General features: G+C 43.7%; 20 protein-coding genes and 1 pseudogene. 14 read left to right on the forward strand and 7 right to left on the reverse strand.

Annotated features, from left to right (window positions below; genetic code table 11):
- Window positions 1-19: 19 nt before the first annotated feature.
- The 3 genes from rplC to IM515_RS03955 form a co-directional block, all read right to left on the reverse strand.
- Window positions 20-658 carry a 50S ribosomal protein L3 gene (rplC, locus tag IM515_RS03945; protein WP_002734589.1) on the reverse strand — a complete coding sequence of 213 codons (639 nt, stop codon included), beginning with the start codon at window positions 656-658 and terminating at the stop codon, window positions 20-22.
- 818 nt (window positions 659-1,476) lie between these two features.
- A complete protein-coding gene (locus IM515_RS03950; RefSeq protein ID WP_002746593.1) occupies window positions 1,477-1,815 on the reverse strand; it encodes a P-II family nitrogen regulator in 339 nt (112 codons plus the stop codon).
- Between the two features lie 188 nt (window positions 1,816-2,003).
- Window positions 2,004-2,489 (reverse strand): DUF4079 domain-containing protein, encoded by a 486-nt coding sequence (locus IM515_RS03955; RefSeq protein WP_193959065.1) that lies wholly within the window; start codon window positions 2,487-2,489, stop codon window positions 2,004-2,006.
- Between the two features lie 198 nt (window positions 2,490-2,687).
- Between IM515_RS03955 and IM515_RS03960 the strand changes: the two genes are divergently transcribed.
- A complete protein-coding gene (locus tag IM515_RS03960) occupies window positions 2,688-3,347 on the forward strand; it encodes a phosphoribosyltransferase (RefSeq protein ID WP_002771025.1) in 660 nt (219 codons plus the stop codon).
- 121 nt (window positions 3,348-3,468) lie between these two features.
- Here the strand turns inward: IM515_RS03960 and IM515_RS03965 are convergent, their stop codons facing one another.
- Window positions 3,469-3,771, reverse strand: a complete 303-nt coding sequence (locus IM515_RS03965; protein ID WP_287630638.1) for a YkvA family protein — start codon at window positions 3,769-3,771, stop codon at window positions 3,469-3,471.
- A 258-nt stretch (window positions 3,772-4,029) separates the two neighbouring features.
- Between IM515_RS03965 and IM515_RS03970 the strand changes: the two genes are divergently transcribed.
- The 4 genes and pseudogenes from IM515_RS03970 (at window position 4,030) to accD (ending at window position 6,754) form a co-directional block, all read left to right on the forward strand.
- Window positions 4,030-4,518: a hypothetical protein gene (locus tag IM515_RS03970; protein WP_002771023.1), complete on the forward strand. Its 489-nt coding sequence runs from the start codon at window positions 4,030-4,032 to the stop codon at window positions 4,516-4,518.
- A 206-nt stretch (window positions 4,519-4,724) separates the two neighbouring features.
- Window positions 4,725-5,534, forward strand: coding sequence for a prepilin peptidase (locus IM515_RS03975; protein ID WP_287630639.1), 810 nt, complete (start codon window positions 4,725-4,727; stop codon window positions 5,532-5,534).
- Window positions 5,535-5,575: 41 nt separating this feature from the next.
- Window positions 5,576-5,784: pseudogene (locus tag IM515_RS03980) on the forward strand (hypothetical protein).
- Between the two features lie 19 nt (window positions 5,785-5,803).
- Window positions 5,804-6,754 (forward strand): acetyl-CoA carboxylase, carboxyltransferase subunit beta, encoded by a 951-nt coding sequence (gene accD, locus IM515_RS03985; RefSeq protein WP_287630641.1) that lies wholly within the window; start codon window positions 5,804-5,806, stop codon window positions 6,752-6,754.
- Between the two features lie 85 nt (window positions 6,755-6,839).
- Here the strand turns inward: accD and IM515_RS03990 are convergent, their stop codons facing one another.
- Complete coding sequence (locus IM515_RS03990) at window positions 6,840-7,223, reverse strand: Fur family transcriptional regulator (protein WP_287630642.1); 384 nt, start codon at window positions 7,221-7,223, stop codon at window positions 6,840-6,842.
- A gap of 31 nt (window positions 7,224-7,254) precedes the next feature.
- Between IM515_RS03990 and purS the strand changes: the two genes are divergently transcribed.
- The 9 genes from purS (at window position 7,255) to IM515_RS04035 (ending at window position 13,828) form a co-directional block, all read left to right on the forward strand.
- Complete coding sequence (gene purS / locus IM515_RS03995) at window positions 7,255-7,512, forward strand: phosphoribosylformylglycinamidine synthase subunit PurS (RefSeq protein ID WP_002771010.1); 258 nt, start codon at window positions 7,255-7,257, stop codon at window positions 7,510-7,512.
- Between the two features lie 132 nt (window positions 7,513-7,644).
- Window positions 7,645-8,328, forward strand: coding sequence for a phosphoribosylformylglycinamidine synthase subunit PurQ (gene purQ / locus IM515_RS04000; protein ID WP_287630643.1), 684 nt, complete (start codon window positions 7,645-7,647; stop codon window positions 8,326-8,328).
- Between the two features lie 267 nt (window positions 8,329-8,595).
- Window positions 8,596-9,522 carry a CDF family zinc efflux transporter Cdf31 gene (gene cdf31, locus IM515_RS04005; protein WP_002771006.1) on the forward strand — a complete coding sequence of 309 codons (927 nt, stop codon included), beginning with the start codon at window positions 8,596-8,598 and terminating at the stop codon, window positions 9,520-9,522.
- Window positions 9,523-9,568: 46 nt separating this feature from the next.
- Complete coding sequence (rfbB, locus tag IM515_RS04010) at window positions 9,569-10,645, forward strand: dTDP-glucose 4,6-dehydratase (protein WP_287630645.1); 1,077 nt, start codon at window positions 9,569-9,571, stop codon at window positions 10,643-10,645.
- A gap of 195 nt (window positions 10,646-10,840) precedes the next feature.
- Window positions 10,841-12,235 carry a transglutaminase domain-containing protein gene (locus tag IM515_RS04015; RefSeq protein WP_287630646.1) on the forward strand — a complete coding sequence of 465 codons (1,395 nt, stop codon included), beginning with the start codon at window positions 10,841-10,843 and terminating at the stop codon, window positions 12,233-12,235.
- Window positions 12,236-12,265: 30 nt separating this feature from the next.
- On the forward strand, window positions 12,266-12,823 hold the full coding sequence (locus IM515_RS04020; RefSeq protein ID WP_287630647.1) for a KGK domain protein: 558 nt from the start codon (window positions 12,266-12,268) through the stop codon (window positions 12,821-12,823).
- Window positions 12,824-12,886: 63 nt separating this feature from the next.
- Window positions 12,887-13,129 (forward strand): HNH endonuclease, encoded by a 243-nt coding sequence (locus tag IM515_RS04025; RefSeq protein ID WP_002738070.1) that lies wholly within the window; start codon window positions 12,887-12,889, stop codon window positions 13,127-13,129.
- Between the two features lie 92 nt (window positions 13,130-13,221).
- A complete protein-coding gene (rpsP, locus tag IM515_RS04030; protein WP_002736858.1) occupies window positions 13,222-13,470 on the forward strand; it encodes a 30S ribosomal protein S16 in 249 nt (82 codons plus the stop codon).
- Window positions 13,463-13,828, forward strand: a complete 366-nt coding sequence (locus IM515_RS04035; RefSeq protein ID WP_002770997.1) for a KH domain-containing protein — start codon at window positions 13,463-13,465, stop codon at window positions 13,826-13,828. Before rpsP ends, IM515_RS04035 begins: the two co-directional genes overlap by 8 nt.
- A 9-nt stretch (window positions 13,829-13,837) precedes the next feature.
- Here IM515_RS04035 and obgE read toward each other — a convergent pair whose 3' ends face one another.
- Together obgE and IM515_RS04045 are read right to left on the reverse strand one after the other, a co-directional pair.
- On the reverse strand, window positions 13,838-14,866 hold the full coding sequence (gene obgE / locus IM515_RS04040) for a GTPase ObgE (RefSeq protein WP_287630651.1): 1,029 nt from the start codon (window positions 14,864-14,866) through the stop codon (window positions 13,838-13,840).
- 44 nt (window positions 14,867-14,910) lie between these two features.
- Window positions 14,911-15,087, reverse strand: coding sequence for a hypothetical protein (locus IM515_RS04045; RefSeq protein WP_216628855.1), 177 nt, complete (start codon window positions 15,085-15,087; stop codon window positions 14,911-14,913).
- Window positions 15,088-15,196: the final 109 nt, after the last annotated feature.

Raw genomic sequence — 15,196 nt, forward strand, 5'->3', positions numbered from 1 at the left:
GCTTTAATCTTTCCTTGCCCTATTTACCAAATTTCTTGGCGGGGGTGATGTTTAACAGGGTTCCTGGTTTGCCCGGGACGGCTCCTTTGATCAGGATCAGGTTGCGTTCGCTATCGATTTTGACCACGGACAGTTTGCGGATGGTCACTTGGGTGGCTCCGTATTGTCCGGCCATTCTCTTACCCGGGAAAACGCGGCCAGGGGTAGTACCGGCACCGGTGGAACCGGGGAGACGGTGGTTTTTGGAACCGTGGGTCATGTTACCGCGTTTGAAGTTATGGCGTTTTTGATAGCCGGAGAAACCTCGTCCGATGGTGGTTCCGGCCACATCGACTAAATCGCCTTCTTGGAAGATAGCGGCGGTAATTTCTTGGCCTAAAGTGTAAGCGGATGCGTCCTCGAGGCGGTATTCGATTAAATGCCGCAGGGGGGAGACACCGGCTTTGGCTAAATGACCGAGTAGCGGTTTGTTGAGGGCTTTTTCTTTGACGGTTTTGTATCCCACTTGAATGGATTCATAACCGTCGGTTTTTTTCGTTTTGACTTGGGTGACGGGACAGGGACCGGCTTGAACGACGGTGACGGGAATGGCGACTCCCGTTTTGTTGTCGAAGATTTGGGTCATGCCCAGTTTTGTACCGAGGATACCGATAGACACGGATTGTTCTCTTTATCTTTACTAGACGACAATCAAAAATAACGTGGCCGTGGCTATAGGAGCGAGAAAAATCTTTCCCGCTTTATCAGCCTGCCCAACTTGAATGACTTTTTTCGAGTTATTTAAGCTGGCATCCCGTTAGATTCGTAAGTAGGGCTAGACAGGGTTGCTGGTTCTGCCTAGATTGTTGCTGGTCTTTGTTTCTTCGGGACTTAAAGGGTTTATCTTCAGTATCCCGGCGAAGACCGAGCGGCCAAGGCGGTTCTGCTCGGCAGTGCCTTTAGCACCACCTAAGACCGATTTTGGCCACGATCAAACATTATATAATATTTATGACTTTTTAGGCAAGGGGTTTTTTCAGTCACAGGCAATGATCCTATCTAGTCTGGCTGAAGGAAGGGGTGACAATGAGGTTGAAGTCTAGGCTGGGTGCAGGGTCTAGGCTGTGGGGTTCTGGGAAAATCTCCCCCCTGTAACCCTTCAAATTGATTAACTTAATTCTCTCGTCTTCATTGCGGGGAAAGTCTCAAGGTTTTTCCCTACCCCCCACACCCTGTTTCACTTTCAATCTGCTTGTCACCCCTTCAGGTTTCTGGTACTTTTTTAGCCCAAAAATTCGCAAAACTCTTTTCTAGCAAGGCTTAAACTGATATTCAGCAGATTGCAATTATAGTATTTATCTTAATGGTGAGGTACAAAGTTTTTGTTTGGGGGAATCGGTCGTTGGTGGTCGATATCAAATTAGGTTACACTGCTTGATGGGAATTGCCTTCAATGGGGGGGATGACAGCATTGTACTATCATCCCTTGTTTGGAGGTTAAATCGCTTGCAGGTCTTTTTCGCCGGTACGGATGCGGACGATCTGTTCCACGGGGGAGATGAAGATTTTACCGTCTCCGATTTCACCGGTACGGGCCGCCGAAATCAGCTTATCGACGACCATATCGACTTGCTTATCTTCGACGACGATCTCGATCTTGAGTTTTTGGAGAAATTCGACGGTGTACTCGGAACCGCGATAACGTTCCGATTGACCTTTCTGACGACCGAAACCTCTAACTTCGGAGACGGTCATCCCGACAATGCCCGCATTAACTAGGGCGATTTTCACCTCTTCCAGTTTAAAGGGTCGGATAATCGCTTCTACTTTCTTCAAAATATCTATCTCCTCGTTGCGTGACGATACTTTACTTTCTTGGTAAATTAACTGTTAATTCTAAACGCAGAATCCCGACAATAGCGCTTAAAGTCATGATTTCTTCAATTATTTTCCTTGGCCACAGTCTTCCACCGTGAAAAACTTCCAGGTGGGAAATAGCCCACCCGAAGCCATAAATAAACCAACTAGAGAGATAATCCTAACTGAAGACCAAAAACACCGTGAACTAGCAGTAAAATTAGGGCAATACTGCCGATATAGGCGTGGATAGTCCGGAAAAGTTCTTTTTTCCCGCCAGCGAAGCCAGTGAGGGATAATAATCCATTGAAAGCTAGTAAACCGATCGCGAGCGATCCTGTCCAGAAATGGCTGCTTTCGAGGATGGGATGTTTCTGCATGACTAGGGATAAAACACCGCCGGTGTAACCGAGAGCGATAAATAAAAACAGCCAAGGGGCGAGTTTGCGGTGATCAGCCCGATTTTTGGCTACTACTTCCCCATCTTGGCTTAAACGGCTTTGCCAACCGGCATAGGCAGTATAACTACCCATAACTAAAACCACAATCCCCATCATGACTGGATGTCCCCAATGAACGATCGGTTCGGGAGTTCCGAGACTGCGAAAGGCAGCGGCGATCGGCTCTAGCGCATCACTTAAACTTTGATTCATGTTTGTTACCTAACTTTACAAAACCCTTTTGCCTAAGATTTTAGCCGATCTCCGGACTGGAAAAACTGCGGTTAGCTGAAAAAATGTCAAGCCTTCGCTAAATTTCTTAACATTTCCGCTAGAGATGAGCGGAGAAATATAGAATAGAGTCAGGGGAGACTAGGGATCTCCACGGGGATTAGCCCCTAGGAGGGAGTTATGACTTATCTGCTCAAAGATCGGCGATCAGCAGGGAGACTATTAGCTAGTTACTTGACAGAATATACCAATAGTGCTGGGGTGCTAGTTTTGGCTTTGCCCCGGGGTGGGGTTCCGATCGCCTTTGAAATTGCCCAAAGGTTACACTTGCCTTTAGATCTGTGTTTGGTGCGAAAATTAGGTGTACCGGAGCGCAAAGAGTTAGCTTTTGGGGCGATCGGTCAAAATGGGGTGCGGGTAATCAATGAAAGTATCGTTGACGACTTGCACCTATCGGAGGCGATGATGGAACGGGTAGCAAAGGAAGAAATGCTCGAATTAGAGCGACGCGATCGCTTGTATCGAGGTGAACGCCCCTTTCCAGTTTTGACGGGAAAAACGATTATTCTAGTAGATGATGGGATCGCTACGGGAGCAACGATTAAAGCGGCGATTCTGACCCTTAAAGCTGGGAATCCCGCTGCTATTACTATTGCTGTTCCTGTTGCCCCACCGGAAGTCTGTGATCAATTAGAAAAATTAGTCGATCGAGTAATTTGCCTACATAAACCCTACGAATTGAGATCAATTTCTCTTTGGTACGAAGATTTTTCCCAAACCAGCGATGAGGAGGTGCAAACACTTTTAGCCAGCGTCGATAGTTCTTTGATTTCAGTTTAGGGAATTAGGAAGTGGGGGAGTGGGGAAGTGGGGAAGTGGGGGAGTGGGGGAGTGGGGGAGTGGGGAGAATAAATAACAGCAATCTCCTGAATTCAGGAGTCAGAATTGAGACTTACGAATTCTAACTTCTGACTTCTACGGCATCGGTATCAACGGTATTGGTTGGGGAAGAAACTTCGGTTTGATTCTTGACTCCTCCTGGACGGCGAGTGCGATAATCAAGAACTAATCGCGATAATTCCGTGGTTAAAAGGGTGAGAACAATCCCATCATCGATCCAACCAATAATCGGGAAAACGTCAGGAGAAATATCGAGGGGGCTAAAAAGATAAACCATAGTTCCCAGAATGATAATCCAACGATATTTAGGGTGAGTAATTTTGCTGCTGTACCAGTTGTAAAAAGATTCAACAATCGGTTTCATTAATTTTTCCTCGCTGACTGGGATAATTTAATTTTGTCAGGTTGTCCCTGGGGGTGATAGTGGGGTTTTGCCCCCCATTATGTAGGGTTATCCCCGCTAATTATCCACCAAAAAAGCCCAGAAGAAAATTCACCTTTAGGGATGAGCCTGAAGTATTATTACTGGATGCTTAAGAGGGGAGATAGTGGCATCTTTTCCCCTATAATAGGCGATGACAAACTAATCAACCATCTGCCAGTTTAAGGAAAGATTAAGAGCATGACAGCAGAGAACTACACATCCGATGAATTAGCAACAGTTGCCAGTGCAGTCATGGTTACTGGTATAGCGGTGGCGATGGTGGATGCGGGGATTATTTCCACGGCGATCGAGGCTGCCGCTTTAGGGAAAGAAGTGGCGGAGGCGGCCATAAATTATCCTAATAATGATATTATCCAGACGCTATTTTCTCAGGAAGCCGTAGAAAAAGCGCAAGTTAATCCCCCAGCAAAAATGGAGATCAAAGCAGCCGATTTGCAACCGGATACGGCAGTCGATACGGCGATCGATAAAATTAATGATGCTGTAGCGGTGTTGAGAGGGAAAGCAACGCCCGAAGATCTGCAAGAGTACAAGGAATTTATTTATAATTGTGCCGAGACAGTAGCGGCAGCGGCGGGTAGCGGTTTATTTGGCACTGGTAGTCCGAAAGTTAGCGAGAGGGAAACTGTGGCCCTAACTAAGCTAAAGGCAGCTTTAGAACTCTAATTTTTGAGTTATCGAGCCATTAAAACCTTGAGACCTTTGGCATAATTAATTTTTGGGGGTTCAAAAACGTCAAAAATAGGGATGATAGCAGTTATCTTAATGATGATGCTCGAAGGGCTGCCATGCCGTCTTAACCGGTAATTTTAGATAGGCAGGCAGCTTAACCGGGTATTCTAGGAAAGTGATCGGATTTCAGCCTTGAATCTATGGAAACCCTCTTTCATCTAGTTACTTTTGCCTTTGTCTTCGCTTTTGGTGCCTCGGTGGGCAGTTTTTTAAACGTGGTCATCTATAGATTACCTCAGGGGATATCTCTAGTTTATCCTCCTTCCCACTGTCCGAAATGTCACCATAGGTTGGGTAAAAGCGAGAATATACCCGTTTTCGGCTGGTTATGGCTGGGGGGTCGCTGTCGCTGGTGTAAAACCCCGATTTCTGTCCGTTATCCAGCGATCGAAACTTTTACCGGTTTATTATTTTGTCTGGTTTTAGGAGATTTTAGCTTTTCTTGGCAGACCCTCGGCTATTGGATTCTCCTCAGTTGGTTATTAGCTTTAGCTTTGATTGATTTTGACACGATGACGCTTCCTAACTCCCTCACCCAATCGGGATTAGTTTTAGGGATAGTTTTTCAAACTCTTTTAGGTTGGCAAAATAATCAAAGTGTTATCTATCTCTTTTCAGCGATCGCTAGTGCGGTTTTAGGAGTCTGGTTATTTGATCTGGTCCGGTGGGGGGGGAGTTTTGCCCTCAGACAACAGGCCATGGGGGGAGGAGATGCGAAATTAGCGGCCATGATCGGTGCTTGGTTAGGATGGCAAGCATTATTAGTCACCGCTTTTCTGGCCTGCGCTATCGGGGCGGTAATCGGTATGACGGGCATTTTTATGGGTAAAATGGCAAAAAGACAAGCTATACCCTTCGGTCCATTTCTTGCCCTCGGCGCTCTGATGAGTGTATTTTGGAGTGATAAGATCATCTCAGCCTATCAAACCATTTTTTTCCCTTTGTTGTAAAAAAGTTATCCTGTAATTAAATCTTGATACAATAGTCTTCCGTGTCTTGGATCACCATTAGAACAACCCCCAGTAGTTGGGAAGCCGATTGGCTACAGGAAATGCTCAAAGCTCACGACATCCCAGTCGCGTTATCGCTATTGGCCCTGGTATTTATTGCGGCCAGGGGCATCAGGCCGCCCTACAAGTGCGTCCCCAAGATCGCTGGACAGCACTTTTGTTATTAAGTCCTCTAGAAGAAAGTCGATAAATTATCTTTATTTTAAACTATGTCTCTATTTGATTGGTTTGCAAATCGCCAAAAAACAGAACCCAAGGTTCAACAACAACAGGAACGAGAAATAGCCGATGGTCTATGGACCAAATGCCCAAATTGCGGCGTTTTGGCCTATACGAAGGATTTATTAGCTAATCAACTGGTTTGTCTCGATTGCGGTCATCACAATCGGGTGGAAAGTGAAGAAAGAATTCGCCAGTTAGTGGATGCTAATACTTGGAATTGCCTCGATGAACAGATTCGACCGACGGATCCGCTCAAATTTCGCGATCGGAAAAGTTATAGCGATCGCCTGCGGGAAACCCAAGAAAAAACTGGTCTGACGGATGCTGTCCAGACGGGAATGGGAACAATCGATGGTTTACCCTTAGCTTTAGGGGTGATGGACTTCCGTTTTATGGGGGGTAGCATGGGATCGGTGGTGGGAGAAAAACTCTGTCGTTTGACGGAACAAGCTACCGATGAACGTTTACCCCTCGTGATCATCTGCGCTTCCGGTGGGGCGAGAATGCAGGAAGGAATGTTAAGTTTAATGCAGATGGCCAAGATTTCCGGTGCCCTTAACCGGCATCGAGAAGCAAAGTTACTCTATATTCCCGTCTTGACTAATCCCACCACGGGAGGAGTCACGGCCAGTTTTGCCATGTTGGGAGATATTATTATCGCCGAACCAAAGGCTACTATCGGTTTTGCCGGTAAACGGGTAATTGAACAGACTTTGCGCGAGAAATTACCGGAAGGTTTCCAAACATCGGAATACCTATTAAAACACGGGTTTGTCGATGCGATCGTTCCCCGTCCCCATCTCAAGAAAACCCTGGCCCAATTAATCAGTTTACATCAGCCCTTTTTCCCCTTGTTATCCCCCCTCAACAGTGATCATCACTACAGTCAACCGGAGTTAATCCCTCTGAAAACAGTCCAAGGTCAAACAACAGTTTAATCCCTGTAAGACGGCACTGGAGTTGAAGGTCTGAGCATTTGTACTAAAATTTCCTGATCGGCAGTTTAAATGTAGTACAGCTTACTTAACTGGGTTGACAATGATCGCAAAGTCCAAAAAATTCGAGAGTGTGGTAATAAACCTTGAATTGGTGGGATTTTTCGAGTTTTTCTGCCAATTCGTGAACGGGACACTCATTAAAGACGATAGACCGACCGCAATGAATACAGGTAAGATGGTGTTGATCCTGCTGAAGGGAACTGTAGAGGGATTCTCCTGTGGCTAGGGTTCTCACCTGCACTGCACCCTGTAATTTTAGGGATTCTAGGGCGCGGTAAACAGTGGCTAACCCCATATTTTGGTCACGCTGACGGAGTTCCACAAACAATTCTTGAGCGGATACTGCCCGATTTAAGGTTTTGAGTAAGTGGATAATGCGCTCTTGCGATCGGGTGCGTTGGGATTTCATATCAAAAAGGTCAGCGATCAAAGTTAATTCTATGCCAAAAAATTATCAGTGCTTTATTTATGTTACCCTGCGTCCCTCGGTTCTCGATCCGGCGGGTACAGCGGTAGAGTCGGGATTAAAACAATTGGGTTATGATACTGTAGCTGGGGTGCGAATTGGTAAGTATATTGAGCTTACCGTGACAGCAGCGGATGAGATCAGCGCTCGCGAACAATTGGATCAAATGTGCGATCAACTACTGGCTAATCCTGTGATTGAAAATTATCGCTTTGATTTGCATTGTCAGTAGATAGGGGATAGGGAAATGGGGAAATGGGGAAATGGGGAAATTCAACTAATACCCTAACACCCTAACACCCTAACACCCTAACACCCATCTGATGAGAGCTTTCTGCACAATGAATTAACCAAGTTAAAAATTATGAAGTTTGGGATTATTGTTTTCCCGGGATCGAATTGCGATCGAGATGTGGCAACGGTGACGGAGGGGATTTTTCAGCAACCTACCCGCTATATTTGGCATCAAGAGACGGATTTAGGGGATGTGGATGTGATTGTGGTGCCGGGGGGATTTAGTTACGGCGATTATTTGCGCTGTGGTGCGATCGCTAGATTTTCGCCAGCGATGAAAACTGTCCGAGAAGAAGCCGAAAAAGGTAAATTAGTTTTAGGTATCTGTAACGGGTTTCAGGTATTAACGGAAATTGGGCTGCTACCCGGTGCCTTAATTCGTAATCGCGATTTACATTTTATTTGCGATCGAGTGCCAGTAAAAGTGGAAAATAATCAATCTGTCTGGACGCGGGGTTATCAACCGCAACAGGTACTTAATTTGCCGATTGCTCACGGGGAAGGGCGTTATTATGCCGCAGAAGATACGTTAAAATCTCTGGAGGATAACGGACAAATTCTCTTTCGTTACTGTACTCCCACAGGAGAGGTAAATGAGTCGGGAAATCCCAACGGTTCGTTAAATAATATTGCAGGAATTACCAATAAAGCAGGAAATGTGCTAGGAATGATGCCTCATCCCGAACGCGCCGCCGATCGGATGCTCAATTTGACCGATGGTAGTCTATTATTTCGGGAGTTGATCAATTGTTGATGACTAGACCTCTTGTAAAAATCAAAAATTGTTGTTAGGGTTAGGAGTCAGTAGTCAGTAGTCAGTAGTCAGGAGAATTAAAAATGAATAATAATCAATTAAATGGTCTATTTACCGACTTTAGGCAATTTAATCCTTATTTTTGCCCTTTTTCAACCCTCAAGTAGTTGGGTTTTTGGGGTTTTGGGGTTTTAGTTGAAATTTCCCTGATAACTGATAACTTACCCACTGATAACTGATAACTGATAACTGATAACTGATAATCCTGTGGCTGTTTTAAAAGATAATCGGGCTACTGTCCAAAAAGTTCTCTGGATCACCCTGCTGCTGAATATGTTGGTTATGGCGATCAAAGCGGGGGTGGGTTTGAGAATTAGTTCTTTGAGTCTGCAAGCGGATGCTCTCCATAGTGTCACCGATAGTGCGAATAATGTCTTGGGACTGATAGCGATGCGGTTTTCCTCTCCCTATCCCGATCGAGATCATCCCTACGGACATCTGAAATACGAAGCGATCGGAGCTTTAGCGATCGCCGCCTTTTTGGGGATTGCCTGTTTTGAAATCTTGCAGGGGGCGATCATGCGTATTATCAAAGGAGGAAAACCCGTCGAGATTGCAGGTTCTGAATTATGGCTATTAATTATCGTTTTAGGAGTGAATATTTTTGTCACCTACTATGAGAGATCGGTGGGGCAGCGTGTCGGTAGTGTGATTTTGATTGCCGATGCTCGTCATACCATGAGTGATGTGTGGGTGACAATTACAGTTTTATTGGGGTTAGTTGGGGTTTGGGTGGGCAATACGGCTAATATTCCCCAATTACAATGGTTAGATGTGATTTTGTCCTTTCCTGTCGCTTTTTTGGTGTTTAGCAGTGGTTGGAAAGTCCTCAAGGAGAATTTACCTTTGTTAGTGGATGAAATGGCGATCGCTCCTGAAGTGATTCATCAAATTGTCCTGGAGGTGCCGGGGGTGCTTAATTGTCATGCGATCGCGTCTCGGGGAGTGGTGGGAAGACAGGTATTTATAGAAATGCACCTAGTTGTCTCCGCTCAAGATGTGGAAACTGCTCACGCAATCACGGAAGCGGTGGAAGCAAGATTAACCCAACAATTTAGCCCTGTGAGAATTTTAATTCACGTTGAACCGCCGGATTATCACTCTGATCGGATCACTTTTGATGAAGAAGTGTGAAGCAAAAAGGCCTAAAATAAGTAGCGAACTTTTGCTAGAGGTGGCCATGGCGACAGAAAATCAAGCTAGAAGCATAGTAATTACTGGTGGAGCAGGATTTATCGGCTCGAATTTTGTTCATCATTGGTGCGAGAATTATCCTGAGGATCGTGTCATTGTTCTTGATGCTCTTACCTATGCGGGCAATTTGAATAATTTAGGGACACTGAAAGATAGAAAGAATTTCCGTTTTCTGCAAGGGGATATCTGCGATCGAGCTTTAGTTGATCAATTATTTGCCGGTGAAAATATCGATACAGTTGCCCATTTTGCCGCCGAATCCCATGTGGATCGATCGATTCTTGGTCCTGGAGCTTTTGTGCAAACTAATGTGGTGGGAACTTTTACTCTATTAGAAAGTTTTCGGCAACATTGGTTAAGTAATTATCAACCCGATAACTATCGTTTTCTGCACGTTTCCACCGATGAGGTTTATGGCAGTTTAGGAGTGGATGATCCGGCTTTTACCGAAACTACTCCCTATGCTCCTAATAGTCCCTATTCTGCCTCAAAAGCGGGGAGTGATCATCTAGCGAGAGCTTATTTTCATACCTACGGAATGCCGACAATTATTACTAATTGCTCTAATAATTATGGTTCCTATCATTTTCCCGAAAAGTTAATTCCTTTGATGTGTATTAATATTCTTTTGGGTAAACCTTTACCCGTTTATGGTGATGGTCAAAATGTTCGAGATTGGTTATATGTGCGGGATCATTGTCAAGCTTTAGATACAGTTATTCACAAAGGCAAAGCAGGAGAAACCTATAATATTGGCGGAAATAATGAGGTAAAAAATATCGATTTAGTCAGGATGTTATGTGAGTTAATGGATGAATTAGCTCCCGATTTACCCGTGAAACCCGCTCGGAATTTAATTACTTTTGTCAAGGATCGCCTCGGACATGATCGCCGGTATGCTATTGATGCCAGTAAAATTCGCACTGAATTAGGTTGGCAACCTCAAGAAACGGTAGAGGGGGGATTAAGAAAAACCATTCAATGGTATCTCGATCATCGGGATTGGTGGCAACCTTTGTTATCCAAAGAATATCAAGAGTATTATGGGAAAGTTTACGGTTAGAGAAGGGTAAAAAATCTAATCTTAATTTTGGGTGTGTTAGCGAAAACTAACACACTTATTACTTTAGCTAGATTAATATTTTAATTGTCAGTGATTAAGATCACAGGAAAATCTCAAAAAAATAGTTAGCTTTGAGAGATAATAGGAGCAGAGCAGACTAAGACTGGCAATCTTTACTTTTTATTAGCAGCAACCATGGCTTATAAAAGAAATTATCGCCGCCGCAAGAATCGGCCATCGGGAAGGACAATTCCAGGGATTTTCATCTTTTTAGTTTTAATGTCCGTTGGGATGGCATTTAAAAACCAAAGTTCTCAACTGCTCAGGAATTTTCAATCATTTAAACCGGCAAATGACTTAATTTATAATACTAATAATCTGCAACTTTCTCAGCCAATTATTCCAGGGAATAATCCCCAAGTTAGACAGGGAAATTATCAAAATATTGATCGTCTAGCTCGCAGCATCAATTACCAAGGAAATTCTCTATCAGAATTAGCAACAATTCTATCTAAATATACCAAAACAGAAGCGGAAAAAGCCCGCATTATTTACGTTTGGATTACCCATAATATTACCTACGATGTGGCAAGTTTTTTAAGGGGTAATTACGTTGATGCTAGTCCTTATACTGTCCTCAAAAATCGTTTAGCTGTCTGTTCAGGTTATGCCAATCTTTATCAAGCTTTAGCAGAAAAAATGGGATTAAAATCAGCAGTTGTTATCGGTTATGCAAAAGGATTAGGCTATCTAGTGGGCAATTCTAGTGATGCTAACCATGCTTGGAATACTGTGAGAATTAATAATGCTTGGTATCTAATTGATGCAACTTGGGGTGCGGGAGTAGTCAATAACAATCAATTTCAACGGCAATTTAATCCTCATTATTTTGCTACTCCACCCGCACAATTAATTTATAGTCATTTTCCCGAACAAACCCAGTGGCAATTATTCCCGAAAGTTTATAGAAAACCACAATTTGATTCTTGGCCGATTGTGACATCACAATTTTTTCGAGATGGTATAAAATTAGTCAATCACAAGAGTTATGATATCCAGTCTTCAGGAATGACAGAAGTTATTTTACAAGTTCCTAATCACACCCAGATTTCTGCTCAATTGCAACAAAATAATTTACCTATCAATAGCCATTTACCCTTAATTCAAAGAGTCAATGGACAAGCAATAATTCAAGTTTCCTTTCCCCAAACTGGCACTTATGATTTGATGGTTTTCTCTAAAAATAAATCCGATCAAAATAACTTTAATCATGCTTTATCCTATCGAATTACCAGCAATGCTAGGGGTGTCCCTATCCCGAAAACCTTTGCTACTTTTGAAGAAAATAATGCCTATCTTTATAGTCCCACAATAGCCAAATTAACTAAGAATCAATTGGCAAATTTTAAAATAGAAGTACCCAATGCTTTAGCTGTGGTTATCATCGATCAATCATCGGGTAACTGGACTCCTTTAGCTAAGTCAGGTAATTTATTTTTCGGTAATGTTAAAGTTGGTTCAGGAAAGATAACTATCGCTGGCAAGTTTACCGAGGGTAATAACTATGCTAGTTTAGTTGAGTACGAGTAATTTGTCTTTGAGTCATTAAGGAGCAAAAAAATGAATTTTGATACTTTTAACAACTCTCGGAAAATCATTATCGAAGATGATAATAGTGTATTAATGTTTGAAGATGAAGAAGTTATTTTAGTGAGAAAATTTAGGGAAAAAATCCAAGCAGATTTGTTGAAGTATATTTGCCAATATACTTCCTATGGAAGACTAACAACAAATATGGCAGATAGGTCTTCTCTATTTGGTCAAATTAATAAAATTGAATGGGTTCATTATCCGAGTGAAGGGAAGAATTGTAAATTATTAATACGGGGGGAGAAAGACTGGAGAACAGGAAAAGTTAAAACTTATGGAGAATGTACTTTTTCTAGTGTTTTAGAAAAACTGCCTAAAAAAACACCTGAACGTCCAGATTATGATGACGAATTTCTGCGGGAATTACAAAAACAGGGATTTGAGCATTTAAATGAAACTCGTCAAATAAAAATTACCCTAGAATTTATTCCCGAAGAAAGCACAATTGAGCAAGAACCAGAATCACCCCTAGAGGAAATTCGGCAAATGCTGCGAGAAAATCCAGAAAAAACTAACTTCAATTCCTGAAAACCTAATTAGGTAATGAGGAAAATAAATTAAAGCAATCTCCTGTCTCCTGCTGTAATTATCATGGCAAAAACTCCGAGAATACCGATTCCGATCGAAGTGAGAAAATATGTTTATCAAAGGGATAATTATCAGTGTCAGAGTTGCGGTAAACCCGAAAAATTAGCCCAACTTTCCATAGATCATATCATTCCCTTGGCTTTAGGTGGCAGTAACGACATTAGTAACCTGCAAACCCTTTGTTTATGCTGTAATCGCCGCAAAAAAGACCATTTAGACCCTCGTTTTCGGCGTTATTTTCAATAATAGCCAATGGCTGCCGACCGTTCCCTCGATCGCCACTTGTGGAAATACCGCCGGGATGAGTTAGAATCGGAAAGAAGAATTTTTGAGTAACCATGATCAAATTACGTCTAAAACGCTTTGGTAAAAAACGCGAAGCCAGTTATCGTATCGTTGCGGCCGTTAGCACCAGTCGTCGCGATGGTCGTCCCCTAGAGGAATTAGGATTTTACAATCCCCGCACCGATGAAGTGCGTCTGGATGAAGAAGGAATCATCCGACGCTTACAACAAGGCGCGCAACCGACGGACACCGTGCGCAGCATTCTCACCAAACAGAAAATTTTCGAGAAAATCAATGCCTAGTACCCCCAATTATCTCGAACTGGTGAAATTTATTATCGAGCCGTTTTTGGAAGATCCGGCCAGTCTGAGATTGGATATCGAGCGCTGTAAGGAAAATGAACGTCTTTGGCTGCGTGTAGCCTTCGATGATGCCGATAAAGGCAAAGTTTACGGCCGGGGAGGACGCAATTTACAGGCGATTAGAACTACCCTAGAAATGGCGGCCGCGAGTGCGGGTCGTTCTCTTTATCTAGAAGTCTATGCGGCCGAAAATGAAGGCGAACAGCGCCGCACCCGTCGTTCTAATGGTAACTTTGAAGGTACGGAAAGAAGACCGAGTAATCGACGACCACCCGCACCCCGGCAGCTCAACAACTAACGAGCGATTTTAGGAAAACAGGGAAGGGGTTTCATCCTCGACCCTCTCCAGTTGCTCTAATTGCTGCCAAACTTTGGCGAGTAGAGTGGTTAATCCGGCTCCCGTCACGGCGGAAATAGTCAAAATCTCGGCATTGGTTATTTTAGCAAACTGCTTTTGATAGTTATCTATCGTTTCCTCGTCCACAGCATCAATTTTGTTGAAAACCAGTATTTGCGATCGCTTTTCTAAGCCTCGACCATAGGCGGCTAATTCCCCTTGGATAATTTGATAATCGGCGATCGGGTCTTCTGCTGTCAAGGAGACAAGATGAATTAACAGGCGTGTGCGTTCGATATGACGCAAAAATTCGTGTCCTAGGCCGATTCCTCGGTGCGCTCCCTCGATTAATCCAGGAATATCGGCGAATACTGTCCCATCTCCCGTGGGTTTGCGTACCACTCCCAAGTTAGGGATAAGAGTCGTAAAGGGATAATCGGCGATTTTGGGACGAGCAGAGGAAACGGCGGAGATTAGGGTGGATTTTCCCGCATTGGGCAGCCCGATCAGTCCCACTTCCGCTAATAACTTCAATTCTAGGCGTAAATGGCGTTTTTCTCCGTCTAAACCGGGTAAAGCGTATTCGGGTGCGCGGTTATTATTGCTTAAAAAGTGGCGGTTGCCTAATCCCCCTTTTCCCCCGGCAGCGACGATTAAAGTCTGTTCGGGAGTGACCAAATCGCCGATAATTTCCTCGCTATCGAGATCGTAAACCACTGTACCACAGGGAACTTTAATAATGCGATCGCTACCGTTAGACCCGGTGCAGTTGTTCGGGCCGCCCCGTTTACCGTCATCGGCCTTAAAATAGCGACTATACTGGAAATCTAGGAGGGTTTGCAGGTTCTGAGTCGCCACGAAAATCACCGAACCACCTTTTCCCCCATTACCTCCGGCCGGACCGCCGGCGGGGACGTATTTTTCCCGACGGAAAGCGACGATTCCATCACCTCCCTTACCCCCTTCCACTTCTATTTCGGCGCGATCAATAAACTGCATAAGATTAAGTAGTTAAAGTGAAAAAATGATCAAGCTTAAAGCTGTTATAGGTTAATATCTTGCCAATTTAAAGCTTCTGCGAATCCCTGAAAATGTTTGACATTGGTAGTAGCGATGACTAGATAACGGCTCGGATATTGTTTTTTTAATAACTGCCAATGAGCAAGAATAATAATATCTACGTCAATACAGGGTAAGCGCATCTTAACAATTCTTGACAAAATCAACTTTATGTGATTTGCTTACCCAGAGAGCGATTCAGGCATATTTGAGGAGAATTGGCCATCTCAATTGTTAAGCAAAAATCGACCAAATGTGAATATTTCGTAA

It is taken from the genome of Microcystis sp. M44BS1 (genome assembly GCF_020244875.1).
Lineage (GTDB): Bacteria > Cyanobacteriota > Cyanobacteriia > Cyanobacteriales > Microcystaceae > Microcystis > Microcystis panniformis.

Excerpts from the sequence above, each read along its gene's own strand:
- IM515_RS03990 (WP_287630642.1), bottom strand. The coding sequence starts at position 7,223 with ATGAAATCCCAACGCACCCGATCGCAAGAGCGCATTATCCACTTACTC.
- IM515_RS04020 (WP_287630647.1), top strand. The coding sequence starts at position 12,266 with ATGAATTTTGATACTTTTAACAACTCTCGGAAAATCATTATCGAAGAT.
- IM515_RS03960 (WP_002771025.1), top strand. The coding sequence starts at position 2,688 with ATGACTTATCTGCTCAAAGATCGGCGATCAGCAGGGAGACTATTAGCT.
- IM515_RS03975 (WP_287630639.1), top strand. The coding sequence starts at position 4,725 with ATGGAAACCCTCTTTCATCTAGTTACTTTTGCCTTTGTCTTCGCTTTT.
- IM515_RS04025 (WP_002738070.1), top strand. The coding sequence starts at position 12,887 with ATGGCAAAAACTCCGAGAATACCGATTCCGATCGAAGTGAGAAAATAT.
- IM515_RS04035 (WP_002770997.1), top strand. The coding sequence starts at position 13,463 with ATGCCTAGTACCCCCAATTATCTCGAACTGGTGAAATTTATTATCGAG.
- IM515_RS03970 (WP_002771023.1), top strand. The coding sequence starts at position 4,030 with ATGACAGCAGAGAACTACACATCCGATGAATTAGCAACAGTTGCCAGT.
- obgE (WP_287630651.1), bottom strand. The coding sequence starts at position 14,866 with ATGCAGTTTATTGATCGCGCCGAAATAGAAGTGGAAGGGGGTAAGGGA.
- rfbB (WP_287630645.1), top strand. The coding sequence starts at position 9,569 with ATGGCGACAGAAAATCAAGCTAGAAGCATAGTAATTACTGGTGGAGCA.
- purQ (WP_287630643.1), top strand. The coding sequence starts at position 7,645 with ATGAAGTTTGGGATTATTGTTTTCCCGGGATCGAATTGCGATCGAGAT.
- IM515_RS04015 (WP_287630646.1), top strand. The coding sequence starts at position 10,841 with ATGGCTTATAAAAGAAATTATCGCCGCCGCAAGAATCGGCCATCGGGA.
- IM515_RS03955 (WP_193959065.1), bottom strand. The coding sequence starts at position 2,489 with ATGAATCAAAGTTTAAGTGATGCGCTAGAGCCGATCGCCGCTGCCTTT.
- purS (WP_002771010.1), top strand. The coding sequence starts at position 7,255 with ATGCCAAAAAATTATCAGTGCTTTATTTATGTTACCCTGCGTCCCTCG.
- rpsP (WP_002736858.1), top strand. The coding sequence starts at position 13,222 with ATGATCAAATTACGTCTAAAACGCTTTGGTAAAAAACGCGAAGCCAGT.
- accD (WP_287630641.1), top strand. The coding sequence starts at position 5,804 with ATGTCTCTATTTGATTGGTTTGCAAATCGCCAAAAAACAGAACCCAAG.
- IM515_RS03965 (WP_287630638.1), bottom strand. The coding sequence starts at position 3,771 with ATGAAACCGATTGTTGAATCTTTTTACAACTGGTACAGCAGCAAAATT.